The 25,035-nt window shown below is 52.1% G+C and carries 24 protein-coding genes; 14 read left to right on the top strand and 10 right to left on the bottom strand.

Features of this window, described 5'->3' with window-relative positions; translation table 11 throughout:
* Positions 1–65: 65 nt before the first annotated feature.
* Positions 66–3,080 (bottom strand): glycosyl hydrolase, encoded by a 3,015-nt coding sequence (locus PKO01S_RS13320; protein WP_127531831.1) that lies wholly within the window; start codon positions 3,078–3,080, stop codon positions 66–68.
* 541 nt (positions 3,081–3,621) lie between these two features.
* Here PKO01S_RS13320 and PKO01S_RS13315 point away from each other — a divergent pair.
* Positions 3,622–4,647, top strand: coding sequence for a LacI family DNA-binding transcriptional regulator (locus tag PKO01S_RS13315; protein WP_174818569.1), 1,026 nt, complete (start codon positions 3,622–3,624; stop codon positions 4,645–4,647).
* A gap of 16 nt (positions 4,648–4,663) precedes the next feature.
* On the top strand, positions 4,664–5,065 hold the full coding sequence (locus PKO01S_RS13310; RefSeq protein WP_127531830.1) for a VOC family protein: 402 nt from the start codon (positions 4,664–4,666) through the stop codon (positions 5,063–5,065).
* Between the two features lie 112 nt (positions 5,066–5,177).
* Here the strand turns inward: PKO01S_RS13310 and PKO01S_RS13305 are convergent, their stop codons facing one another.
* Entirely contained in the window at positions 5,178–7,256 is a 2,079-nt protein-coding gene (locus PKO01S_RS13305; RefSeq protein ID WP_127531829.1) for a serine hydrolase domain-containing protein, read from the bottom strand.
* 535 nt (positions 7,257–7,791) lie between these two features.
* A complete protein-coding gene (locus PKO01S_RS13300; protein ID WP_127531828.1) occupies positions 7,792–8,610 on the bottom strand; it encodes a methyl-accepting chemotaxis protein in 819 nt (272 codons plus the stop codon).
* Between the two features lie 361 nt (positions 8,611–8,971).
* Here PKO01S_RS13300 and PKO01S_RS13295 point away from each other — a divergent pair, with 361 nt between their 5' ends.
* The 3 genes from PKO01S_RS13295 to PKO01S_RS13285 all read left to right on the top strand — a co-directional run bounded on the left by PKO01S_RS13295 (position 8,972) and on the right by PKO01S_RS13285 (position 11,427).
* Positions 8,972–9,424, top strand: a complete 453-nt coding sequence (locus PKO01S_RS13295; RefSeq protein WP_127531827.1) for an aminoacyl-tRNA deacylase — start codon at positions 8,972–8,974, stop codon at positions 9,422–9,424.
* Between the two features lie 144 nt (positions 9,425–9,568).
* The gene (locus PKO01S_RS13290; protein WP_127531826.1) at positions 9,569–10,927 is read left to right on the top strand and encodes an AraC family transcriptional regulator; all 1,359 of its coding nucleotides are present in this window, start codon (positions 9,569–9,571) and stop codon (positions 10,925–10,927) included.
* Positions 10,928–11,016: 89 nt separating this feature from the next.
* Positions 11,017–11,427 (top strand): VOC family protein, encoded by a 411-nt coding sequence (locus PKO01S_RS13285; protein WP_127531825.1) that lies wholly within the window; start codon positions 11,017–11,019, stop codon positions 11,425–11,427.
* 69 nt (positions 11,428–11,496) lie between these two features.
* Here PKO01S_RS13285 and PKO01S_RS13280 read toward each other — a convergent pair whose 3' ends face one another.
* From PKO01S_RS13280 to PKO01S_RS13270, 3 genes are read right to left on the bottom strand one after another with little or no spacing between them, the layout of a single operon-like run.
* Positions 11,497–12,651: a DHHW family protein gene (locus PKO01S_RS13280; RefSeq protein ID WP_127531824.1), complete on the bottom strand. Its 1,155-nt coding sequence runs from the start codon at positions 12,649–12,651 to the stop codon at positions 11,497–11,499.
* A gap of 29 nt (positions 12,652–12,680) precedes the next feature.
* Entirely contained in the window at positions 12,681–14,057 is a 1,377-nt protein-coding gene (locus PKO01S_RS13275; RefSeq protein WP_127531823.1) for an MBOAT family O-acyltransferase, read from the bottom strand.
* A gap of 6 nt (positions 14,058–14,063) precedes the next feature.
* On the bottom strand, positions 14,064–14,636 hold the full coding sequence (locus tag PKO01S_RS13270) for a DUF4358 domain-containing protein (protein WP_246070566.1): 573 nt from the start codon (positions 14,634–14,636) through the stop codon (positions 14,064–14,066).
* A gap of 200 nt (positions 14,637–14,836) precedes the next feature.
* Between PKO01S_RS13270 and PKO01S_RS13265 the strand changes: the two genes are divergently transcribed.
* Positions 14,837–15,511, top strand: a complete 675-nt coding sequence (locus tag PKO01S_RS13265; RefSeq protein ID WP_127531822.1) for a YetF domain-containing protein — start codon at positions 14,837–14,839, stop codon at positions 15,509–15,511.
* An 88-nt stretch (positions 15,512–15,599) separates the two neighbouring features.
* Here PKO01S_RS13265 and PKO01S_RS13260 read toward each other — a convergent pair whose 3' ends face one another.
* The 4 genes from PKO01S_RS13260 to PKO01S_RS13245 form a co-directional block, all read right to left on the bottom strand.
* Positions 15,600–16,298 (bottom strand): DUF4386 domain-containing protein, encoded by a 699-nt coding sequence (locus tag PKO01S_RS13260; RefSeq protein WP_127531821.1) that lies wholly within the window; start codon positions 16,296–16,298, stop codon positions 15,600–15,602.
* 38 nt (positions 16,299–16,336) lie between these two features.
* Positions 16,337–16,561, bottom strand: coding sequence for a helix-turn-helix transcriptional regulator (locus PKO01S_RS13255; RefSeq protein ID WP_127531820.1), 225 nt, complete (start codon positions 16,559–16,561; stop codon positions 16,337–16,339).
* Between the two features lies 1 nt (position 16,562).
* Positions 16,563–17,009 carry a hypothetical protein gene (locus tag PKO01S_RS13250; protein WP_127531819.1) on the bottom strand — a complete coding sequence of 149 codons (447 nt, stop codon included), beginning with the start codon at positions 17,007–17,009 and terminating at the stop codon, positions 16,563–16,565.
* A gap of 197 nt (positions 17,010–17,206) precedes the next feature.
* On the bottom strand, positions 17,207–18,220 hold the full coding sequence (locus PKO01S_RS13245; RefSeq protein WP_127531818.1) for a zinc-dependent alcohol dehydrogenase family protein: 1,014 nt from the start codon (positions 18,218–18,220) through the stop codon (positions 17,207–17,209).
* Between the two features lie 116 nt (positions 18,221–18,336).
* Between PKO01S_RS13245 and PKO01S_RS13240 the strand changes: the two genes are divergently transcribed.
* The 8 genes from PKO01S_RS13240 (at position 18,337) to PKO01S_RS13205 (ending at position 25,026) form a co-directional block, all read left to right on the top strand.
* Positions 18,337–18,714: a winged helix-turn-helix transcriptional regulator gene (locus tag PKO01S_RS13240; protein WP_127531817.1), complete on the top strand. Its 378-nt coding sequence runs from the start codon at positions 18,337–18,339 to the stop codon at positions 18,712–18,714.
* Between the two features lie 217 nt (positions 18,715–18,931).
* Positions 18,932–19,849, top strand: a complete 918-nt coding sequence (locus PKO01S_RS13235) for an AEC family transporter (RefSeq protein WP_164779596.1) — start codon at positions 18,932–18,934, stop codon at positions 19,847–19,849.
* Positions 19,850–20,092: 243 nt separating this feature from the next.
* Positions 20,093–20,725, top strand: a complete 633-nt coding sequence (locus PKO01S_RS13230; RefSeq protein ID WP_174818568.1) for a 2OG-Fe(II) oxygenase — start codon at positions 20,093–20,095, stop codon at positions 20,723–20,725.
* 395 nt (positions 20,726–21,120) lie between these two features.
* The gene (locus PKO01S_RS13225; RefSeq protein WP_127531815.1) at positions 21,121–22,374 is read left to right on the top strand and encodes a lytic polysaccharide monooxygenase; all 1,254 of its coding nucleotides are present in this window, start codon (positions 21,121–21,123) and stop codon (positions 22,372–22,374) included.
* Between the two features lie 165 nt (positions 22,375–22,539).
* Positions 22,540–22,974, top strand: a complete 435-nt coding sequence (locus PKO01S_RS13220) for a BlaI/MecI/CopY family transcriptional regulator (RefSeq protein ID WP_127531814.1) — start codon at positions 22,540–22,542, stop codon at positions 22,972–22,974.
* Entirely contained in the window at positions 22,971–23,771 is an 801-nt protein-coding gene (locus PKO01S_RS13215; RefSeq protein WP_127531813.1) for a M56 family metallopeptidase, read from the top strand. Before PKO01S_RS13220 ends, PKO01S_RS13215 begins: the two co-directional genes overlap by 4 nt.
* 242 nt (positions 23,772–24,013) lie before the next feature.
* Positions 24,014–24,412: a hypothetical protein gene (locus PKO01S_RS13210; protein ID WP_127531812.1), complete on the top strand. Its 399-nt coding sequence runs from the start codon at positions 24,014–24,016 to the stop codon at positions 24,410–24,412.
* 149 nt (positions 24,413–24,561) lie between these two features.
* Complete coding sequence (locus PKO01S_RS13205; protein ID WP_246070565.1) at positions 24,562–25,026, top strand: MarR family winged helix-turn-helix transcriptional regulator; 465 nt, start codon at positions 24,562–24,564, stop codon at positions 25,024–25,026.
* Positions 25,027–25,035: the final 9 nt, after the last annotated feature.

Genomic DNA, 25,035 nt, shown 5'->3' with positions numbered 1-25,035 from the left:
CCGCTTCGGCTGCCGGCGGGATGCGATCCCGCCGCAGCTGAGCGGCCTGTTGTTCTACCGGGTCATTACTTGAACGGAATCGTCACAGCCGACTGCTGGCCGTTCGCACTGCTTGCATTGACGCGCAGTGTCGAGCTTCCGTTGCCGATCGCGCTCCATACTTTAATCGTAACCTTGCCGTTGTTCATATTGGCGAAGGAGCCGGCCGATGATTTCAAGCCGCTGCCTTGCGAATAATCTTCCCAGCCGGTAACGTCGTTCGTTGCAAAATAATTGTACGTTTCGGTTCTTGTCGCGCTGCCGTTGCCATTGAAATCATAAATAATTTGCATTTGCAAACCATTGCCGACGTTGGCGGCCGAGTCCAAGAACAGGTGGAATGCTGTGGATTTGGTCGCATCATAAGTGGCGGTAATGCCGCTTATTGTATAGGTCGCCTCGCTGTGCGGCGTACCGTCGTAGTTGGCGCCGCCTGCCGCGGCCACCGTATCGCCCGCAGCGGATGTTCCCGCTGTAAAGTTAAGCGCTCCGCCGGAGCGTACGTACAGGATATTGCTGCCGAGCGATGCTCCCGTTACGGTGAACGCTGCGCTTCCGCTTGTGCCTGCCGAAGTCGTCACAGTTACATTCACGCTGCCTGCCGGCAAGCTGCTTGGCACAACAGCCGTGATCGACGTGTTCGACCAGCTTGTGACGGTCGCTGTTGTGGAGCCGAACTTCACAGTAGACGTTCCTTGCGCAGCGCCGAAATTGCTGCCGGACACGGTTACGCTCGTGCCGACGGCGCCTGAAGCCGGGCTGAGGCTGGAAATCGATGGACCGGTTGGCGGCGTCACCGTTCCCAGTGTGGAAGCAACCGATTTCGCTGGAACGCTCAGCGTTGTGCCGTCCGAGAATACGGCTGTAATCGCTGTCGAGCCTGCGTTATAAGCGACGTAGTTGCGAGTGGAGCCTTTCTTGAATACGCCGTAAGTCGGTACGTTAGCCGTAACGGTCGTATCGACTTGCCCGAGTGCTTGCATATTGTACAGGAAGCTGTACGTGTGGGCTTTCGACTCGCCGTCCTCCGGTGTATAGTTCGGATTCGCGTTGAATAGGCTAATCGCGCCGCTCGCGTCGTAAAGCGCTTGATATTCCCAGAAGATGTCCGGCCACATCGACCAGGCATTGCTTCCCCGTTCGGCTGCTGCTTGGGAGATGAAGGACGCGGAGTAGGACGGCTTGTAGCCCAGGTAAGCAGATGCAGCGGTTACCGGCAGGATGTTAATGCCCCGGATGGCTTGCACGTCGGCAGAGAACCAGGTTGCATAAACCGATTTGCCCCCCCAAATCATCGAGGAATAGTTATGGTTGTAGCCCGGTTTGAAGTTCGCGCCGTCTGTGTTGAACCAATACTCGTTGATCGCATTGACCTCGGTCGTGTACATATAGATACCGGCATCGCGAATCGCCGTATTGCCGGTCGCCTGACCCCACAGAATCATCGCAGCCCAAGCATTAATGGATTCGGAAGACGATTCCTGGTTGTTCCCGTCGGCAAACTCGGAGTTGCCCGATGCCCACGAATGGCCGGCGTAAGGGTCGAAGTTGCGCAAATACGGGAATCTTGTGTCAGTCCGTTCCCAGTTCGCGAAATCTTTGATCAATAGGTTGACCATGTCTCCGTATTGGCCGTTCGATGCCCAGCTTGGATTGTTGAGGGCAACCTCTGCAGCCGCTCGAACCCAGTAGCCGTAATGAAAATGATGATCATTCAGTTGATCGTTCGAGCCGTAGCTCGCCGGATAACCGATCAGCGTACCCCAGTTGCCATCGTAATAAAATAAGTTGTTCGTCTTGCTGCCAGCCGTCAGGTTGTTGCTTAGCGTCGACTCCAAGTAGGACTGGAAGTTGGATACTGCGGCGGTGTTGCCGACCTGCTGGGCGATCGGAAGCAGATTGGCGATGCGGCCAAGGTATTTGCCCAGCCAGTACGTGTCGGTTGAGCCGACCGTATGGTTAGGCTCGGTGCGAACGGTTTCAACATAGCTGTTCAACGTTGAAGCGTTATAGCTGCCCACGGCGGGAAGATAAGGGAGGATGCCCTGATACGTCATATTCGTCGTGAAAGAGCTGCCGGACAGCGTTTTCATCGTTCCCCTAACGCTGTCGTATGTATACGGCAGCAGCGACTGGCTCGTATTCTTCCATTGATGCGGATAGAGCGCCATGATCGTACCGGATTGTGTACCTTCCATGGCTTGCGTCGTGACCGCGTAGGTCGTCGAGACTTGGCTCGACGCAGCCTGATAGGAGTAGCTCGTCGTCGTATTCGTCACGAACGAATAAGCATATTGCTTATAGGCGGCCAAGGTTGCTGCCGTATTGTCGGGAAGCACGGCAACAGAGAAGTACGATTTGCCGTTCAAGGAGTTCGTCAGTGTAGACGAACCGATACCCGTCCACGTGGACCCGGTCGGGCCGAATAAGCCGTAATGATGGCCATTCACCGTTACGCCGAGTACGCTGCTTGACGCATTGCCGGACCATACGGTCGGAACAGCGCTGAAAGACAGTTTCGGCAGACCGCCCGAATAGGTGCTATAGATGAAAGGGAGGCCGTGGCCGGTCGTTACGCGCATCGTACCGCCGTTGTTCCATAGCATGGATACGGTCCAATCGCTATAAGCGTCGACCCGTGTATCCGGGAAGCTCGATTGCGCTGAATGACCGAGCGTAAAGTCGTTCGCATAGGCGCCGAATATGGCGTCTGCACTAGCCGATTGAACGGGATAGCCGATGCCGAGTCCGTCGGTTTTCGCTTGAACCGCCAGCGGGTGCGGAAACATGACGTCAGAATAAGCCTTCCACGCGAGCGAGCTCCACCAGTCGTTCGTCGGCATGGCTCCTGTTATATTTGATGTTTTATAGATGGCACCTTGCGGTCCCGTCTGCCCTGCCGGCAGTGTTGTTGTATAGCTTCCTGCCCCGACCGCCACGGTTGCCGCCGATGCCTGGCCTGCGAGTGAGCCGAGTATGACTGATGTGAGCATTGCGGTTAGAGTCATGAATTTCGTCCACTTCCGTTTTTTAAACAACATGATTCTCCTCCTCTGAACTGTTCAAATCTAGTCCTGCATGCAGACGTGACTTGCGGATCGTAGCTGCTCGACCGCTTGCGCCCGGTCTCAATCGCCTCCTTTCACAGCAAAGTTGGTGTTTATTCAATTGGAATGGTCATTGGCGAAAATCATGCCGTAGCAAAATAGTGGTGGAAGTCGGGTCTGAAGTACGCTGTCATGAAGAAAAAGTTTGAGTTGAGGATGCTCTAGTTGAAGGTGCATGGGATGTGGGGAAATCGAAGTAAAATGAAAGTTTTACGAAAATTTCGTAAGTCATCGAGGAATCGCTTTCTGATTATCTCCGAAAATTTCCTAAATGTAAAGCGCGAAATAACGATTTCTGTTCAAAACCAACGATAAAAAAACCAGATGGGCGAAAATTGACGAAAGTTTTCGTAAAATAACAACGTTTCGATTTCGCTTTCTGACGAAGTTTAAGCGAAAATTTTCGCTGTGAGTACGAGGTTTTATATGGTAAAATAAAGAAAGTTATGGATGACGGAAGAGAGTGGAGAACGGCATGAAGATTACGATTAAGACGATAGCTGAGCTAGCCGGTGTGTCGGTATCGACTGTCTCTAAAATTTTGAACAACTACGAGGATGTCGGGGCGGAAACGAAGGACCGGGTTCTCAAAATTATCGAAGAGCACGGCTACTCGACGACTTATTCGAATAAGGCAGCAGCGCCGCGCAAGTCGATGCTGATCGGCGTCGTATATGCCGGCAAAATAAATGCCGAATTCAATCATCTCTTCTTTGTGGATGTAATCAGTGCGTTCAAGAAGCGGATCGGGCTGCTGGGGTACGATCTGATTTTCTTCTCGAACGAGCGGCTGAGCGACGACGAGGGCGATTACTATTCCAGATGCCGCCAGCATCAGGTTGACGGCTGCATCATTATTTCGGGGGACGAGATCGAGCCGGGCATTGCGGAGCTGGATCAGAGCGATATTCCGTGCATCGGAATCGATCTGGAGCTTACCGGTACGCGGTCGGGCTACGCGATGTCGGATAACGGCAGCATTTCGAACAACGCGGTTGAACATTTTTATCTGCAGGGGTACAAAGAGTTCGGCTTCATCGGCTGCTCGGACACGAGCCGGATATCTCAACTGCGGGAGAATTCGTATCGGGAGGCACTGCAACGTTATGGTCTGCCGGTCACGGAATCGTGGTTTGTGAACGGCAGTGATTTTTTCGAGCAGTCGGGATATCTGGCCATGCTGCGAATGATCGAGTCGGGGACGGTCCCCCGCGCGGTATTCGCTGTCTCCGACTTGCTGGCGCTAGGCGCCGTACGGGCGCTGAAGGAGAAAGGGTACCGGGTGCCGGAGGATGTCGCCGTCATCGGTTGCGATGATATTGAGGCATGCAAATATGTGACTCCGCCGCTGACGACCGTTCGTCAGGACAAGGAGAAGATCGGCTTGCTCGCGGCGCTAATGCTCTATGACCTAATCAATGGACAATTGCAATCAAGCTCGGTCATGGTTGCGCCGCAGCTTGTCATTCGTCAGAGCTGCGGCGCTCTGTCGCGGATATAAGAGGAGGAGATTAGGCATGAAAGTGAAATTAGAAGGCATTACGATACTTGCCAATGACGTGGCTGCGCTGGCCGGCTTCTATCGGGACGTCATCGGATTCAAGGCTGCAGTCGAAGAGGAGCATTACGTTGAACTCGTGAACCAAGGTGTTCGGCTTGCGATATGCTCCAGACCTTTGATGGCGGAGAATACGAGTGATCATCATACTTTTATCGAGCAGCGCAGCGGACAAGCCTTCGAGCTCAACTTCGAATGCGATTCCCCGGCGATGGTCTATGAACTGTTCGAGCAATTCGTATCGAAAGGCGCCGTTGCGATTACCGAGCCGACGATCAAAGAATGGGGACATACGACCGGGTTTTTCGCCGATCCAGAAGGCAATATTCATTCTTTGTTTGCTGTTAACCCGACAGAGTAGAGCTTGCCCCAGAACATACACTGCCGCGTGGCTGAATGCCCCGGCGGTTTTTTTTATACCCAAAATAGAGCACCGGAGATCAGACTCCGGTGCTCTGTGTCGTGTCCTAATATTACTTCAGTGAAATTTCAAACTTCGTTCCGGCTTCGCCTGCGAACATGACCGTTCCGTTCTTAGGAAGAACGGTTGTATGGTCTGGACTGACGACGCCAGAATCGACAATCGTTCCATTCTCATCATATACGGAATAGGAGCCCTTGGAAGAAGGCTTGACTTTCATCGTCTTGCCGGCGGTCTTGTCCGAGATCGAGAACCACTTTGCATAACCGCTTGCCGGAATGGTCACCGAGGAATGCTTACCAGAATAGATCGGCTTAACGGCATCCTCGCTGATGAGCAAGCTGCCTCCATAACGAAGATACTCCACACCGTCCTGCTGGTAGAAGTCAAGCGGAGTGAAATCCCGGCTGCCTGTAGCCGGAATCTGATGGTCAGCGGCTGCCGTGTTCGGATCGATGATCTTCTGATCGATTACATAGCCTGGGGCTTCCTTGAACAATTGAACCTGCATAGAGCCGACAAGCAATAATGTGACGGAATCGAATTTCTCATTCACGACATAATATCGTTTGCCGTCTCGCTTCGTCCAAGCATCCAGCGTTTCCTTCGAGACCTCATTCGGTGCCAGCTTCTCGGCGGCATACTCCGACAAGGCCAATTGCCCGAGCCCCGGGAGGGACATGTATTGCCGGATCCACAGGTAAGTGCGGCCGTTGGTCTCCTGGACAACATTAATCTTCACAGACCCGTCTGCATTCAAGAATGAGCCGTCTGCCGAGTACGTATACTTATCAGCAGGATAATCCGGGAACTTAGGCGATAGAATGGACAAGTCTCCGGCCTTGGAGATATCCACTTTGAACAATTGGCCGGTTGCGCCGTAGATCCCTGCACCCTCCAGCAATTCCTTCGGCATTTCGGCTTTCACCGGTTTGCCATAGGACTTCTCGGGCTTTATTTTATCAATTTCACCTTTCTCCTTCAGAGCGCTCAGCAGAATTTGGTTCGCCAGCAGCTCATTCGTCGAGCTGGAGCCTCCCGAAGACAGAACGGCTGCCGCCATATTTTTCTCAGGAAGGACGACCAGCGACGCGTGATATAGAATCGTATCCCCGCCTTTGGTCAGCGCTTGTATGCCGTAGTCGCCGAACGGAAACAGGTCAACGCTGTCCCAGCCTAAGCCAAAGCCGACGGCATTGTCCGCATCCTCCGGCCAGAGGCCGTTCTTATATTCCGCCTGCGCCGTAGCCTTCACCGAATCGGCGGATAGAATATTTGGAACTTGTCCCGTGAAAATCTGAGAGAACCGGACAAGATCCTCCGCTGTGGAGTAGACGCCTCCCGTTCCGATCGCATTGACCGATTCATTCGGAAGCTGATTCTGGAATGGAGGGAAGTAGAGTGCCGCGAATTGCGATTGGTTAAGATGGTCCAGAGGCGTTCTTGTATTCGTCATGCCCAGCGGCTGGGTAAAATATTGATGGATATAGGACGTGAAGTCAGTGCCGCTGACTCTCTCAACCAAAATCTCCGAGAGTGAGAAACAGTCGTTGCAATAGACCGAATAGGCGCCTGGATCGGCTTTAAGTTCCTGGTCCGCTAACTGCTCGAGAAGGGCGTCATGCGCGAAAGTATCGTTATCGGAAAATAGGAATGCATTAGTCAGCGAGGATCCTTCGAAGCCGGCGGAATGGTTCAACAGCATCCGTGGCGTAATTTGCTTGTAGCGTTCGTCCTTCATTGTAAAATCCGGAATGTAGTCCACTACGGGGCGGTCGAGATCGATCTTGCCGGCGTCTACCAGCCTCATGATGGCCGCCGTCGTGAACATTTTGCTGGTCGACCCGATGCCGTACATCGTATTCGCGGTCAACGGCAGCTTCCCGGCTTTATCGTTCAATCCGGATTGTCCGGATACGACGATTGTGCCTTGATCGATCAGCGCGTACTGAACGCTTGTCGTACCGTATTGTCCCGTCAGAAGCGCGGCTTTCTCGGATGCAGCCTTCGCCGTCTCCTTATAATCGAGAGGTTCCTTGCTAGAAGCCGCGGCCATAATGCCCGCCGGCATGAGCATCGACAACATGACGACCGTAATCCCCAACATTCGCAACAATCTACTGGTTTTCATAATTCCTCCTTGAGAACATAGAATAGAGTATGAAGTTTAATATACCAGATATTATAATAGTTTCAAATATGAGGAATGTTTAAGGTTTGTTTAAAAATGAAAGTAAGAAGCAAAGGATCACCGATGGCGATTTCGACGCGAAGCCGCCTGGCAAGGGGCATACATATTCATTTGCGGTGAATAGTGGAGGCGAGGAGTTAGGGATGCTATGAAGCAATGTCGTGGCGCAGGGGATATTGTCTATTACCCGGATTAGGATACATTCTAACTGCGGGAACACAAAAAGGCCGCGACGGCTTGCCGATAGGCGGGCCGTCACCGTCAGGCAATAAGCTGCAGGCTCATTGGTGATAGCGGCTGAAAAACGAGATCAATGCCCTACAGAAATGATGAAAAGCATCGCCGGGCTACGCGCCCGCGATGCTTTTCGCTATCCTTAACTTTAATAGGTGACCGTGAGTCTTTTTGGTATAATCACCAGCGTGGTTTCAACGATGGGAATTGTTCCAGTGCCATACTTCCTTGCTTGAAGTACTTAGACGCTCGCGGAATCGAGCAGCTTCTGGGAGATGCCGGAGATGTGGTCGAACGCCGAGTTGAGCTCCTGCATGCTCGCTGAGAAACCATGCGAAATACCCGAGATTTCGGATATCGTCTTGTTCACCTCATTGATGTTGGCTTCCATTAAGCGGAACTGATTGGTAATTTCCATAACGGCATTCTTGCTGTAGTCCGCCATCTTGCGGATCTCGGTCGCAACGACGTTGAAGCCAAGACCGTGCTCGCCTGCCCTAGCTGCCTCGATAGCGGCATTCAGACCGAGAAGCTGGCTCCGTTCGGCTAGCTCTTTCACCATGGTAAGGACGGAGGAGGCTTTGGCGAGTCGTTCAACCAGAGTGTTGGATTCACCCGCCTGATCGGCAAGCTGCTCAGAGATGAGCGTTGCGGAGGATGTCATTTGCTGCGTCGCTGCGGCCATTTGCTCGATGACGCTGGACAGATCCGTCGCGCCTTGACGGAGCAAGTCGATCCGGGTATTAGGCGTGATGATGGAAAGAACGCCGACAACTTCCCCGTTCTCAACGATGGGGGTAGCTACGGAAATATAAGAGACACCGAAGTGGGAGGCATCCCTCTCTTCGATGATTCGTTTACCGGTCTTTAAGACCTGTACGGTAACGGTATTGGCGAGGGCGGATATGGGCATTCCCTTAGAGAATGAATTCGGAAGAAACGGAGCAGGTTCGAAATAGACGACCTGTTCCCGGTCAATGATCAAAACCCCAGGCTGTTCGGCATAGCATTGTTTGTAAACGTGGATCGAAGCAAGGATATGATCGATAACAGAGGACATACTCACGGTTCCTTTCGAATCTTATGTGTTTATTAATTTAATCGACCGATGCAGCCTTAAAGTGAAGAGACGACCATCTTGAACCGAAGAAGTTCTCACCAGATCGGCGGAAGAGGAGTGCCTTGCTGAAATAGCGATACCAATGCAGAATTGGTTTATACATAAAATGGTTGAACTGTAATCGGGTATGGATTATGATGGTCGGTATTTTGGTGACAGCAAGAAGCTCCGCTCAAGGGCGGGGCTTTATTTTTTAGGGGGGTGATGTCCATGGAAGACGGCTGGTGGTGGCGTCCATATACTGGCGCTATAACGAGTAATGGCTATAGTCGACTAGACCCAATACATGGAGGTATTCAATATGCTTACCCTAAACGAGCTGCAAGCTTATTTGCAAGAGAACAATAGCGACTTTGAACTGATTGCGCATGAAACGCCGATTCAATCTACACAGGATGCCGCAAAGTATTTTGATATCGAGAAGGCGGCTCCAACCCTTGTGATCCAGACGGAAAATGGCTTGCTTGCTCTTATTGTGAGTTCCAACAGAGGGCGGGTCGATCTGAAGACGTTGGCAGAGCAGCTAGGCTTCGCCAAAGTGAAGATGGCAGACAGAACGAAAGTACAGGAATTAACCGGATACCAAGCGGGGGCGATTCCGTTCATCGGTCATCAATTGCCCTGCGTAGTGGACGAGCGGCTGCTTGGTTATGACTATATATTCGGAGGGTCTGGTGACGAATGCACGACGCTGAAGATCGCTCCGTCGGATGTCGTTCGGCTGAATCGCGTGGTTCATTATATCGGCGAGTAGCCGAGTAGAAGGCAGGATCGAGGGCTGTAACGGGCAGGAGCATATGCCCCGTTGCGGCCCTTTTTTGATAATTTTGAACATAGTGGGCGTTATTCCATTTGCTATAATGAGAATCAAGAATACAGCGAATGCGGGGTGACGGGAATGAGTTACATGGAGTCCGTACAGAGGGCGATCGACTATATTGAAGCGCATCTAGACGAGGAACTGGAGCTCTCCGCTCTCGCAGAGGAGTCGTATACGTCGGTGGCACAATTGTACCGGATGTTCTACGCCCTTACCGGGCATCCCGTCAAAGACTACATTCGCAAGCGGCGGATGAGCGTTGCGGCGCACCACTTAAGAAACTCGAAGCGTACGGTCGAGGATCTAGCGTGGGACAGCGGGTTCGAGTCGTATCATTCCTTCGCGAAAGTATTCAAGAAGATCGTCGGCGTAACGCCGGCGGCCTACCGCAAAGCCGATATTTATTTCAGCTTCGAGCCGATTCGGCTGCATGAGCATGTGAATTACATGGAGGACAGGGAACAGTCCGAACGGTTCCCTGATGTGAAAGTGATTCGGTTCATGCCCGAGAAGGCTAATATGTATATGCATGTCTCCGGGTCGGAGCAGGGGATCGAGGATGAGGCCATTCGTATCGTCACGGAGAGGCCTGCCGCCAACGGGGCTAATAATTCCGCCAAGGTGAGGGTTTTCGGCCACAATGTCGACCTTCCCGAGGAGAATGGCGTGTGCCGCTGCGGGTACAAGGTGCTTCTAGTGAATGAGCATGAACCGGCGGTGAACGATCCTTTTTTTACGGAAGAGGCATTCGACGGAGGTCTATATGCTTTAAGAAAAACAGCTGTGAAATCCCCGGATACCATTCAGCGCGGCTGGGATCAGCTTATGTCCGAGTGGCTGCCGAAGAGCACGTTCGACCTTGGCAAGCACCAGTATATTGAGGAGTTTATCCTGTACGACGGCAGAGTAACGAGAATGAATCTGTTCCTGCCTGTTCAGCGGAAGACGCATCATGAGCCAATCGAGGTCGTGCATCTAGCGGAATCGCAAGCATACTATTGCCGGGGATACGGGAACGGGGCTAAGCGGACGGCAGAGCAACGGTTAATCGACTGGTATGAAGACGGAACGGACACGGCACGAAGGGCAGAGCAAGGCCGATTCTACATGTCCTACTATTATGGAGCGGCGGATGCGGATGAATACTGGTGGGAAAATGGGTTGGTGCTGCATGCGACGGAGCCGCCATTAGAGGGACTGGACTCCAAGAGTCTCGGTGCTGGCAGTTACGCCTGCTGTACATCGAGGGCTTACGGGCAGCTTACCGGCGTTCTGGATAATGTGCACCGTTGGATTGCCGTGAACGGATGCTGGCATCTGAATGAGGAACGGCAGTGGTTCGCGGAATATGATGCAAGCCAGGGCATGAATGCCGAACAATACGCTGTGGTGAAAATCTATATCCCTATCCTGCCTATGGAGAGTGACAGGAATTGAACAACCCCGTGAAGAAGACGGAATCACCAGGAAGTTACCGGCCTTTTATGATACCGAAAGCATTAACGATAATAAGCGGAGGGAATGCGATGAGCAAACAGCAGCAAGGAGAAGCGGGTTCGGTGGCGGCCAGTCCGATTAAGAACAAGGTAGGGAGTATCTTCATTCCGGTGCGGGATATCGAACGTTCGCGCAGCTGGTATTGCCGGATACTCGGACTGAACGAGTCCGGCTGCGAGATTGTGGGCGGCCATCTCTGTTCGCTTCCGATGGAAGGCACGGGCCTCATTCTCGATACGATGCCGAAGTGGGGAGGCCAGGAGCCGGGAGGCGCGCCTGCGATCGAGACGCCGGCTTTCATGCTGATGACAGGTGATCTGCAGGGATCGCTGGACTATATGAAAGAGCTCGGCGCCGAGTTGGTGACGGAGATCGAGCATGACCACTGGTTCGTGGTGAAGGATCCGGACGGCAACAAGCTGATGATTTGCCGCGAATAGGCTCTTACGAGTGTAAAGCCTGCACATTGTGCAGGCTTTTTTGGTGCTGCCCGTACGGTTCCGCAGGGACTAAGCCCCGAGCTTAAGCAGCTCGGAGCTTTCGAGGAATGTCGCTGTGTTGAACAGGAACAGCACGTTGTGAATGTCATTCTCTTTCATATATTCGCTAATATTGCCGTTGTAATAGCGCATGTCAATAACGTGAAGCTCCCGCACGTGCGATGTCAGGAATGGAAGCATGCTGTGCGCATACGAATCCTTGATGACAAGCAGCTTGTCCGTCTGATTCGTGGAAAGCGGAAGCTCGGTCTTGATCGTCATGAGCGCGTGAACGCCTCCGAGGAAGTACGAGTACTTGTCCTTTTTGGATAGGAAGCTGTCGTTGTATAGCTCTTCATGCGTTGTACCATCGTCGGCGATGTACATAGTAGAATGCAAAGGCTTCTTAGGCAAGTAGACCTCGATCGAGTCTGGCTTCACTCCGCTGAATTGGCTTCGCGTGTGGTAGCTGCCGAGAAACGCGTCTGTCACCGTCTGAATGTTGAAATCGGATTCCGGCATCGGAGACCAGCCCATCTGCCGGGCATAGGCGGTGTAAGCCAAGTAAGCGCCATATGTCGTCCAGTGGTGATCGGTACGGTAATACACAGGCCGCTCGTTATGAGCCGCAGAGCCTAGAAAGTCGAACCCGTCAAGAAACGCCAGGCTCCCCTGCAATTGATCCTTAACGAACGCATTTACCTTACTCTGCGGATAGGCAGACGCTAGCCAAGGCAAGCGCTCCGGATAGATGCCGATCGACGTCGGCGCAAGCATGAACGTCATGTTTGCCTCGGCATGCATCTGCGCGAATTGCCGGACAGCCTCTGCATATGCCGCTGCCTTCGCATAGTCGGGCTGCTCGAACTTCTCGAACAAGTGGCCGTCCTTGCCTTTGTAAATACCGTTGTTCTCCCGCTGAAGCCGAAGCTGCTCCAGCTCCGACTTCAGCCGCACCCACCCCGCCCGCATTGGAAAGTGATCCGTTACGAACGCTTCGGACTCCTGTGAAAATTGCTTATTCCAAATATGGCTCCAGCTCAGCTCGGGCAAGCCTTGTAAAACACGGTTCTCCGCTTCGGAGAAGGTCGTCTTCGGCAGCGCGAGGAACAACACGGCCATGATGAGCAGGGAGGTGACGAAGCCGCCTGCGAGCAAGCGGTCCGATAGAGGGCTATTCTTCATGGATTTCAGCTGTCAGCACCTCCCCGGGATTAGAACCTAAAGTACAGAAACGGATTGAACGTGGCATCGACCAGATAAGCGACCGACAGCACGAAAAGAACAAAACAGCAGGCGAGTTGCGCCGCGCCGCGCTTCGGCAGCTTTATCAGAGACGTCGAGGCTGCGGCAAGCGCCGCAAGCAGGGCGGCGTTCGTGTAGAGCAAATACCCGGTATTCGAATCCCATATCGGGCCGCCGCTTGCGCCGAACATGGCGAGGAGGTAGCCCCCCAGATCGGTCAGCTGGTCGAAAGCGAACAGCACCCAGCCGATCAGTATAAGAAGCAGCGCATAGAAATGCCGAACCCAGCGCGGGCAGCGCTTAAGAAGCCGAAGCAGCCATAGTTTCTCGAGGATGAGTACGATCCCGAAGTATAGTCCCCACAGCATGAAGTTCCAGTTGGCGCCATGCCAGAAGCCCGTCAGCAGCCAGACGACAACAATATTACGAAGCTGAAGCCCCGTGCCTCTTCGATTGCCCCCTAGCGGGATATAGACGTAATCGCGGAACCAATTGCCGAGCGAGATATGCCATCTCCGCCAGAAGTCCGTGATGCTCTGCGCAGTATACGGCTTATCGAAGTTTTCGTTGAATCGGAAGCCGAACATGTGCCCCAGTCCGATCGCCATGTCCGAATACCCGCTGAAGTCGAAGTAGATCTGGAATGCGAATGCGATAATGCCGATCCACGCAGTCGCGGCGGGCATTCCGTCCGTACCCTGGCCGGACACCGAATTCCACAGCAATCCGATATTGTTCGCGAGCAGCACTTTCTTGGCGAGACCGACAGTGAACCGGCGAACACCTTCCGCGAACAGCTCTACGGTAATCGTACGCTGTTTGAGCTGCTCGGCGACGACGGAGTATTGAACGATCGGCCCGGCAACCAACTGCGGGAACAAAGCGACGAACGTCCCGAAGTCAATCCAGTTGCGCTGTGCCTGCACCTTTCCTCGATATACATCGATGATGTAGGACATCGATTGAAACGTATAGAACGAGATCCCGATCGGCAGCGCCAAGTCGGTTAACGGAATGCTTGTACCGAGCGCTGAGTTGACGTTCGAGATCAGGAAGTCCGCGTATTTGAAATAAGAGAGCAGGGCAAGGTTGACGGCGACGGAAGCGGCAACGATCCCCTTGCGCTGCTTCGGAGACAGCTTCGGCCTGCTGAGAAGCAGGCCGAAGCTGTAATCCGTCACGGTGGACAGCAGCATGATGACAATATAGACCGGCTCACCCCATGCGTAGAAGACGAGACTGGCCAGGAAGAGGATCAGGTTCTTAAGCCGCCGAGGAGAAGCAAAGTACAGCAAGAGAACGGCAGGCAGAAACAAGAACAAGAAGAGCAGGCTGCTGAACACCATAGGCGGTTACTCCGCTTTGAAGTAGGTGTCGAACTGCTTCGTCAGCTTATCGGCCGTATCGGCTTCCGAGATGGCGAACAGTACGTAGTTGCCCTTGGTTACGAGTTTATAATTTTTCGCATTCTCGTATTGATCAGGCAGGTACGTCTCGAACGTCTTCTGAACGTCGGCGGCACGCTGTTTAATCGCGCTCTCGACAGTCTTCACGTCCTTCGCGTCCTTGACCTTCACAACGGCGAGCTCGTTCGTCTTCACGTTCATAAGAGGGATCTTGATGGAGAACTCTTCGAGCAACGATGGATCGAAGTGATAGAGAGTCTTCACGTCGGATTCTGTCAGATCGACAAGCATCGGCTGTTCGGCCTGCTTGAGCAAGTCCTCCGACATTTGGGCGACAGTCAGTTGGCTCTCGACAGCGGGTGCATCCTTGCCTGCATCCGCATTGACGCCAGCTTCAGCGGAAGTGCCCGGGCTCGACGTATCGGTAGTGCTGGAATTGGAATTGGAATTGGACGAGCATGCGGACAGCATCAACCCGAGAAGGGCGACGCTAAGGATGGTGAGGCAGCGTTTTTTCATGATGTCGTATCTCCTTTGAATGTGTAGTCTAGAGTTGTGCGGTTGCAGCTGCTGTGTATAGAAACGCAGGGATGGACAAGAATGTTGCACCCAATATGTGTAAGGCCCAGTCGAGAACATGGCTGATCGGCTCATAAATTCCCCTTATTCTGGAAATATTACATCCAGCTATAATAAGCCGAATAGGGGGTGGCCGTCCTATGAAGTTCGTTCAGATAGCGGTTGAGCTTCTTGTTGGATTTGTCCTGCTGTTCGTTATCGTCAAGGTTGTCGGCAGAAAAATTATTACGCAGGTTACGCCTTTTACTTTTATTACGGCGGTCGTTATTGGAGAAATACTCGGCAATGCACTTTATGACCGGCATGTCGGCGTTCTCGATATCGTCTTTGCGATGAGCTTCTGGGGGTTATTGCTGCTTATCGTCGAATACTTGGCGCAGAAGCTGCTATGGTTTCGAGGGATCGTTGAAGGCAAGCCAGCCGCCCTTATTCGAGATGGCGTGGTCGACCGGCAAGAGTTGAAGAAGAACCGGATGAATCTGAATCAGCTCCAGAGTCTGCTGAGGCAGAGCGAGACTTTCTCCATTCGCGAGGTTGCCTATTGCTACTTGGAGTTTAACGGTTCAATCAGTATCCTGAAGAAGGCGCAATATCAGAAGACGACGCAGGAGGATTTGAAGCTTCCCGGCAAGCCCGTCCATGTGCCCGTTACGCTTATTCGCGACGGCAAAGTATTGTGGGATGAAGTGAAAGACTTAGGCTACGACGAGTCATGGCTTCTGAAACAGCTTCGGCCGCATAACGTGACGGATTACACTAGAGTATTTATTGCCGAGTGGTTAGAAGGGGACGGAATCTTCGTTCAAACGAGGTAGCGGAGCGGCAGCCGGCTGGGGTCCATTGCGACTCAAGCCGGCTAGGCTGCTGCGGTGCGAAGCAGGTGATCTTTGTCTTTGCAGGATCTTAAGCGGAGCGCAGAAGGCGCAGTTGGTTCTCGCGGAACCCTTTCACAATTAACCAGACGGCCAAGGTCATTTCGTTCGCTGCGACAGGCAGCGCCAGAATTGCGCCCCAGGTGGACATTTGATCGAACACGCCGAACATTTCGAATAGGGAGGCTGCGAATACAAGAACGGATCCGGTCATGCCTAAGATAGGAATGAACCGCGGGATGAGCCTCGTCCGGTAGAAAATGTAGCTGTACAGCATCGTATTAATGCCCAGCATGAAGTTAGGGCCGAGCATGAACGTCCATTTATGAATGGCTTTTAATACCGTTCCTGAAGCTTCATATGCGGCGGCATCTGTGGCTCCATCAGCAACAAACTGCTGGCTTAACGTCAACAGCGCCAGCACGCTTAGAATGCCGACGGTAATAATGACAGCCTCCAGAAACCGGAAGCACACGTGTCCCAGAGCGAGACTTTCGTTATACCGTCTTAATACCGGGAACATCGTTATCGAAGTGCCGACCGCAGACACGACGAGTATGAGCTCCATCAACGCCCCAAGTATGATCTGATTAGCGTGCTCGGAGCCTTGCGTCAAATAATCGGCACCATTCAGAATCGGATCGTATAAAGCAAGACCGACGATCGATGCGACCGCGGCGAGTATAAAGAAGATACCAACTACCTTTGCAGCCATTCGAGTTGAACTCATGGTTTGCCTCCCTTTTCTCCCACATATCATTTAATGAACTACTGGTCCATATCTTCCCCGTAAAAGAATACCTCTTCAAGCGGTAACCCAAAAGCGCGGGCAATACGAAAAGCGAGCTCCAGAGACGGAGAGTAATTGCCCTTCTCCAGCGCCACAATCGTCTGTCTTGTCACGCCCACCTTGTCTGCCAACTGCTGCTGTGTCATTTCGTTGTCATTGAACCTTAATTTGCGGATATGGTTGCCGACAAGATCTTTGCCCATCTTAAACTCCTTGGCGATAGTGATATAGTCTCGTAATGGAACCGGTGACGTCGGACAGGAAGCCAGCCGCGATCAGAATGATGAACATCGCTTGCGACGGCTGGTCGAAGGCCTGCGATCCCATGGCGAGCAGGAATCCAAGGATGAACACGCCGAACGAATTCCGGAACGCTTTCAAGTCGATGAGTTTATCCAATTCATCGGAGAATCCCGGCACCTTCTCTCCGGTCGAGACCTGGAAGTAAATTCTGAAAAAACTGCTGATGACGATATGCGCGCCAATGGAACCCAGAGTCAAACTGAGGACGAACGTGCCCCAATAATGAAAGGTCTCGGCTTGTGTCAACCCTTCCTCGGGATACTGCTGGTATTTGTACGCACAAAAAGCAGCAAAAATGAGCACGGTGCTAAGGATCGACAAGATGCTCTTCCGCTCTTGATAGGTCATTCCTACCTTACCTCCTGTTGGATACTTTATACAAAAAGTCAAGTTTTATGTACTTAATGTAATCTACAGCATACACAATGTCAAGTTTATTTTACATTGTCGATGCGCGGATTTTTAAGATGAACACAAAGAAGCCGGTAAATCGCTCTAATGAGCGGTTACCGGCCTTGTTGAAGTATGATTCCATAATCGCTGGCTTAGAAACGAATGCCAATCTTGCCGAAGTAAGAGCCCTTCGCGAGATGGGTGAGCGCCTTGATTGAATCCGAGAATGGATACTCCGCATCAACAACCGGACGAAGGCGGTGATGTTCAATCGCGGAGATCATGTTCTCGAACATGGACCGGCTGCCGACATTAATCGCTTGCAACCTTGCGCTTTTAAGGAGGGCAGGAACGAGCGCCAGCCCCTCGACGCTGACTCCGGACAATAAACCGACGACGCTGATTTGTCCGCCTACCTTAAGCGCAGAGATCGAATGGTTCAGCGTTGCGGCGCCCCCGAGATCGACAATGTGGTCGGCGCCTTTCCCTTGCGTACGGGCTAATACGGCTTGGTCCCATTCCGGATTGTCCTTGTAATTGATCCCGTAATCAGCACCGAGTTCATACGCGCGGGCAAGCTTGCTGTCGCTGCTGGAGGTGACGATGACTTGGGCGCCTTGCAGCTTAGCGAACTGAAGGGCGAACAAGGAGACGCCGCCTGTGCCTTGGACGACGACCGTGTCTCCAGCTTTCACTCGGCCTTCTTCCACAATGGCATGCCAAGCCGTTACTCCGGCGCAAGGAAGCGCCGCCGCTTCAGTATCGGTCAAGAAAGAGGGAACGCGAACCAACCCGTCCTCCGGCAATACAACGTACTCCGCAAGCAGTCCATGAAGCGGGTATCCTAGCGTAGATGCCCAGTGCTCCTTCGTCGGCTCGCCCGACTTCCAGCCTTGAGTAAATGTTGGGCTTACCCGTTCGCCTATCTTGAATTTGCCGGCCCCTTCGCCTAAGGCGACGATCTCGCCCACCCCGTCGGATACAGGGATGAGCGGCTCTTTCAGATTAGGGTCGTAGTACCCGTTAATGATCGTAATATCACGGGCATTCAGCGACACGGCTTTCATTCGGAGCAGTACTTCACCTCGGGCCGGAACCGGGATGGGGCGGTCGACTTCCTTAACATTTTCGATTCCGAAACCGTCTTGCAGCGCATATGCTTTCATGGTACATCTCTCCTTGTTTATGGGTATAGACACACAATAATCCAAGGGCTAAGATGTAGCTAGACGGCACTTTAAAGTCGGTTACGAACCTTGAAGTGCGTAAGGAGGCGGCAGATGTGAGAACGCCGGATATATCTATAGAGGAATGCACTTACAGCCATGTATTGGAGATCGTATCGAACAAGTGGACGGCTTTGGTCATCTACTCCTTAGAGAATGGCACCGTCCGGTATGGAGAAATGATGGGTCGCATCAAGGGCATATCGCAGAAAATGCTGACGCAAACGCTGAGACAGCTGGAGCGGGACGGCTTGGTTGGCCGGAAAGTAACGCCAGTGGTGCCGCCAATCGTGGAATATACGCTGACCCCCCTCGGGGAAACGCTCATTCCTTGTATGAGAATGCTTAATGTTTGGGCCACGGATCATTTTCCTCACGTGAAGAAGGCTAGAGAAGAGTATGATATTGGCGAGACTAGCGGGACTATTGCTTGATCATTGGCAGTGGAACCAGAATATAATTGCTCCGTTCGCGGAAGCGCTGGCCGAACGGTTCTTAGGCGCCGTGACCGTGCAATAGAGGTTGAAGCTGCTTCAACCTGCACTATTATATAGATAAAACCTATAATATAAATAACTATTATATATTTAAACAATATACCGTTCTTCTCTATAATGATTAAAAATGGCAGCAAGAGAGAAGGCGGTTTTCATGAGACAGTATGTTGAAATTTTCGGTTCGGTAACAATTCCTATTCTGCTCGCATGCTTTTTAGGATATCTCTATCAGAAATACAAATCCCCTGATTCCAAAGTATTGGCGGATGTCAGCTTGTTCGTGCTCGCCCCTTGCCTCATCATAGGCGCGCTTTCGGACAGCAGCTTGAGCGGTTCATCATTCGGGCATATCGCATTATTCACACTCGTGCAGACTGCTTTATGTTGGGCGGCTGCCTACGGCACGGGCAAGCTGTTCCGCTTTGACGGCCCCTCGCTAAGGGCGATGGAAATGACGACGATTTTCGCCAACTCCAACAACTATGGCTTGCCGCTGCTGCTGCTGGCATACGGTGCGGCGGGTTTTGCGATTGGCGTGACGAACGTTGTGCTGCATATTGTGCTCGTTAACTCCCTCGGGTTGTTCATTGCATCCAGAAGCTCATTCAGCCCGGCGCAAGCGGTTGGGAAAATGGTGCGAAGCCCGCTTATTTATGCCGCTGCGGCGGGCTTAATCCTGTATTTCTTCCGCATTCCGCTGCCTGCGAGCTTGAAGGACGGGTTTCAGTTAATAGGCGGCGCATACGCGGCAATCGTCCTGTTGATGTTAGGGATGCAATTGCGCAAATCGAGCTGGCGCAGCAGCATGAGACGGGAATTATGGATTGCTGTCCTGCTGCGAATCTTCGGCGTGCCTTTCTTGTCCTGGGTGACGATCTCTCTATTAGGGATACACGGTCTGGAAGCATCCGTTCTCTTCGTTCAGTCTTCGATGCCTTCGGCTATCAACTCGCTCGTCATGATGGAGAAGTACGGCGGCGACAAGGAGTTGGTCGCCATGAACGTGGCGTTAACGACCATCGCGAGCTTTCTCTATCTGCCGCTCCTCATTGCCTGGTCCCATGGCATGTAGCCCGTCCTCATCCGTCCATGCCGATATCCGGTTCTGGCGAAGCCGCGCGAAGTCGAATAATACGGTTCTTATTGACATGTAGTCACTCTCCGCGTTATAGGGTTTATAAGACATGCTTTTTATTACCGGCAGCTGCTAATGATGAAACAGAAACTGATGTCACTGTCTTTCGTACTTACTGTTAATTACTGACTTTGTGCAGACTCGATGACTTCCTCAACCTTGAAGATGGAGGATGCAACGATGGCCATTAAAGAGCAGACGATTATTCAAGCGACGGGGAATAAGATCGTAACGTCAGACCGTAAGATCTCTATTGTCGGGAAAATGGATGAACCGCTCATTCTCATTCTCGACAATGTTCTGAGCAGCGAAGAATGCGATACGTTAATTGCGTTAGCGAAGGACAGAATGCAGCGGTCTAAGATTGGCCAGTCACATGCCGTAAGCGAGATTCGAACGAGCAGCAGCATGTTCTTCGAGGAAGGCGAGAACGGGCTGGTCCGGACCATCGAGGCGAGGGCGGCGGAACTGATGAACGTGCCGCTGGAGCATGCGGAGCCGCTGCAAATTCTTCATTACCAGCCCGGCGAACAGTATCAGCCTCACTATGATTATTTTACGGCGGATAACGCGGGTGATAACCGAATTAGCACGCTTGTGATGTATTTGAACGACGTGGAAGAAGGCGGCGATACCTGCTTCCCTTCCCTTGGGTTGACCGTAACACCGCGCAAAGGCAGTGCCGTCTATTTCGAATATTTCTACAACGACCACCGTCTGAACGAACTGACGCTGCATGCAGGCAGTCCCGTTGCTGCCGGGGAGAAGTGGGTTGCGACCCAATGGATCAGAAGGCAGAAGCACCGTTATTAGTAGGACACCGCATAATAGTATTATCCCCTCGCCATTAGGTGCAGGGGATTTTGGCATAAAATCGAATGCGAACCATGGAGGCGAACGACCCCCATTCTAGGATAAGGGATGCATATAGGTAAGGCGCCAACAGATGAATCCAGCCTATTTTGATATGGGAAAATACTACAGCTAAACTTTATACATATTTACAATTATGGGCGAGGTTTAATCGAACGATAGATAAATCATGCGACTCGGGTCCCGTTCCGTTCATACCGGTTGCAAGAAGCAACCTGAACGGCGGCAAGCATTCATAGAAAATTCCCCCAGTGACTTTGGAATCTGGCTGTCTTTTCGACAGTCCGGTATGCTCGGAAAGCACTGCTATTTTCCAATACGTGAGGGGAATCAACATGATGATGACAGAGCAACCGCTCGGGGGCGGGCTGAAGGCGGGCCTTCGCCCGTTTAAGCCGGCCGTAATGTTTGGGTTCATTGTATTCGGCTTAGCCTGCTTGTTCGCTTTCTCGGGCGAAGCGTCGGCCCATGGCTACATCGACTCGCCAGCCAGCCGGACCGTGCTGTGCCAGCAAGGAATCAATAAAGATTGCGGAGCGATTCAATACGAACCGCAAAGCGTGGAAGGCAAAGGCGGTTTCCCGGCAACCGGACCGGCTGACGGACAGATCGCCGGCGCAGGCAAATATCCGGAACTGGATGTGCAGAAGTCTGACCGGTGGAAGAAGGTTGACATGAAGGGCGGCGAGAACAGCTTTACTTGGAAGTTCACGGCTAACCACGCAACGGAGAGCTGGAAGTATTATATGACGAAGATCGGTTGGGATCCGAATAAGCCGCTTAGCCGCGATCAGTTGGAGTCCAAGCCGTTCTGTACGGTGGACGGCGGCAACAAGCAGCCTGCAATGACGGTGACGCACAAGTGCAGCGTGCCGACGGACCGGACGGGTTACTATATTATTCTAAGCGTGTGGGAAATCGGCGACACCGACAATGCGTTCTATCAGGTTCTTGATGTGAATCTGACGCAAGGCGGCGGTACGACGACTCCACCGACGGAACCGGATCGGATCGTACTGCCGCCGTCTATTCCGGCAGGCGTCCTGTGCTCCGGCCATACGGAGAGCAGCATTACGCTGGCTTGGACGGCTTCAACCGCTTCGGCCGGCATTAAGAGCTATGAAGTGAGCCGGGACGGCAAAGTAATCGGCACGACGTCGCAAGCTTCGTATACGGATAGCGGCTTGCCGGCTGACACGGCCTATCTCTATACCGTGGCGGCAGTCGATAATGCGGGCAACCGCTCGGCATCGAGCATACCGTTATCGGCAAGCACACTGCCTAAAGCGGTGACTCCGCCGCCGTCGGGAACGGCTGCCGTTTGGGATGGCAGCAAGATCTACCTGGCTGGAGATAAGATAACTTATAACGGGATCGAATATACGGCAGGCTGGTGGACGAAGGGCGAACAGCCTGACGTATCGGACGTCTGGAAGGCGGCTTCCACCGGCACAGCTCAGACTTGGAACTCCATTAAGGCCTACAACGGTGGGGACAAAGTCGTCTATAACGGCCATACGTATCAAGCAAAATGGTGGACCCAGGGTGAAACGCCGGGTAAAGCCAGTGTATGGACGCTGCTTAACTAGAACGATGCCCGGAATACACGCAAGTTACGAAGAACTGCCTTTCTTAGGCGGTTCTTTGTCCATTTTATTACAGGCGAAGAGAGGTGGTATAATAGATTTGCTGCTGTGAGAGTGGATCCAGAGCTGATCATCGGGATACAGGGAATCAACGCGAGGTGTGATGGAATGAAGATTAAGAAGCTGAACGTGAGCGGAGAAGGGTTGAACCGGTTCTTCGGACCGCTGGAAGCAAAGATTATGGACTTGCTGTGGTCCTCCGAAGGCATGACCGTCAAGGAAGTGCAGACGATTCTGAATCAAGATAACCCGATCTCCGTGAATGCGGTGACGACCGTTATGAACCGGCTGTTCGACAAGGGCCACCTGACGAAAGCGCTCTTCGGCTCCGGCAGAACGCAAGCGGCACGGTTCAGCACCGTGCAGACGAAGGAGCAGTTTCTCTCGGAGCAGACGAAGGCCGTATCGCAGGGGTTGATCCAGGAATACGGGAGCTTGGTCGTAAGCCACATGATTGATGCGCTTGAAGAAGTGGACCATGAGCTGATTGCCAAGCTGGAAAGCAAATTGACCGAACTGAAGAAGAAGAGGGGTCAGCCATGAACGCCTCCGCCAAGCTGAGGTGGGTGTATGTGCTGATGGCCGGCTTCATTGTGTTGTTCGGCGTACAAGCATGGATGTTCGTAGCAAGCTCCGTCAGCAGTGACGGGGGGCAGTGCGTCATCGTGACCGGTATCGAGGCAGGGCTCATCTTCGGGTTTACGCTTGCAAGAGTGTTGTGGCGACTCGGCTCGCAAGCCTATTGGACGAAGAAATGGCGGAACCATTTTCGCTCTCGCGAGCATGTGAAATTAACGAAACGTCTCGCTTACAAGTACCGGGACCTTGGAGTCGGTATTAGGGTTGTACGGGACGATGCTTTCGTCGCGATGGCGCTTGGAATACGCAGACCAACGATTATCATCTCCGACACGGTGCTGAATATGTTCAGCGAAGACGAGGTCGAAGCCATCGTGTTGCATGAATGGCATCATTGCCGCAACCGTGATAATGCGAAGTTATTTATAATGAGGCTGGCGACAGAAGGGTTTTCTTATATGCCGATTATGCGGTCGCTGCTGCGTTACTATCAGACGTGGATGGAGCTGCTCGCCGACCGGTTCGCGATTCGCCGTATGGGAACGGAGCTGCCGCTGGCAAGCGTGCTGCTTAAGCTGGCGAAGCTGGGGAACCAACGGCAGCATGCGGCAGCGATACATTTCGCCGCGGCGACGCTGGATTACCGGATCGCACAAGTTCTCGAGCCGGAACAAGAAATTACGGTCAAGGTGCCTTTAGTCAGACCGTTGTTTTTTACGTTGTCGCTTCTGTTGCTATTGATGATCGGCGGGGATGCCTAAAAAGGGAGTGTACAGGATGAGAAAGAGCTCTTCAAGAGACGGAGCATGGCCGATTCTATAGCCCGGATGCGAATGAGGACCATAGAGCAACAGTTTAACCGCTCTTTATTCAAGTTGCTTTGGTTTCTTCCAGAGGAAGGTGCGCTTTCTCTCATCCAGCAACAATTATTGTTGATTTTGTCACGTCAATATTATGGGTATTTAATTTTGGTTATGGGGGAAAGAAATTGAGGAGAATTTTGTTGTCTCTAATGTTTCTGTTGACGATAATAGGTGTTATTTTCGGGTATTCATTCTTAAATTCAGACAATTCTAACACAGCAAAATTTATAAGTGAACTCAAAGGTCATGACCTAAAAGTAAAAGATATTACAAAGGAAGTAAGAAAAGAAATGCCACAACTAGATTTAAAAACCGCCGTTTTAATGGTTGAAGAAAATGAGCGAGTTTATATCGAAAACCCTGTATCAGCAGAAGAATCCATAAAAGAATTGATTCCTGTGCTTACAAATCCCTCAGTCGATTTCACTGGAATTCCGCACTTATATCAACAAGACGAACTTGTTATCAGTTATTTTGGACAAAATAAAAAATTGTTGAGCGCATTGGAAGAAATATTAGGCAAATCTCTTGTGGAATAAACGTAGTTCTTCAAAAAAGGATTCAAAAATTCAATAGAGCAATAATATTTTCAAAAACAGCGTTTATATAAAATAGTTGCAATAGCATCCTATTTGGCATACACTGTAATCACCAATTAGTTGCAATAGCATTCTATATAGAAGGTGATATGGTGCAGAATCTTGAGGAACATGGCGGAGCGGCGGCTTCGGAATCGCACGGCCAGTATATTTCGGCCATCTACCGGCACATGCAGGTCATGATATCCGCCGAGCTGGCGCCTTACCGGATCGGCAGCGGCCAGTACATTTTTCTTATGGCCATAGCAGGCAGAGAGGCAATCACGCAGAAGGGGCTGAGCGAGAAGCTGCTCATCGATAAAACGACGACTGCCAAAGCGATCGCCAAGCTGGAAGCAGAAGGGTATGTGAGAAGAGAAGCCGACCCTTCCGACAACCGGTACCAACTGCTCTATCTGACCGAAGAGGGCAGACAGGTGGTGCCGATGGTGCAGGAAGCGCTGAACCGTGTGAAGTCCCGGACTCGGAAGGGCATGACAGACGAGGAATATGGACTTATGCTGAAGCTGCTGAAGAAGGTGCTTCGCAATCTAAGCGACCGGGAACAGAATTAAGCGATTATT

The organism is Paenibacillus kobensis NBRC 15729 (genome assembly GCF_004000825.1).
In the GTDB taxonomy this organism is placed as follows: Bacteria; Bacillota; Bacilli; order Paenibacillales; family Paenibacillaceae; genus Paenibacillus_T; species Paenibacillus_T kobensis.
Note: the sequence above shows the minus strand (reverse complement) of the source record. Positions and strands in the feature narration are given on the sequence as shown.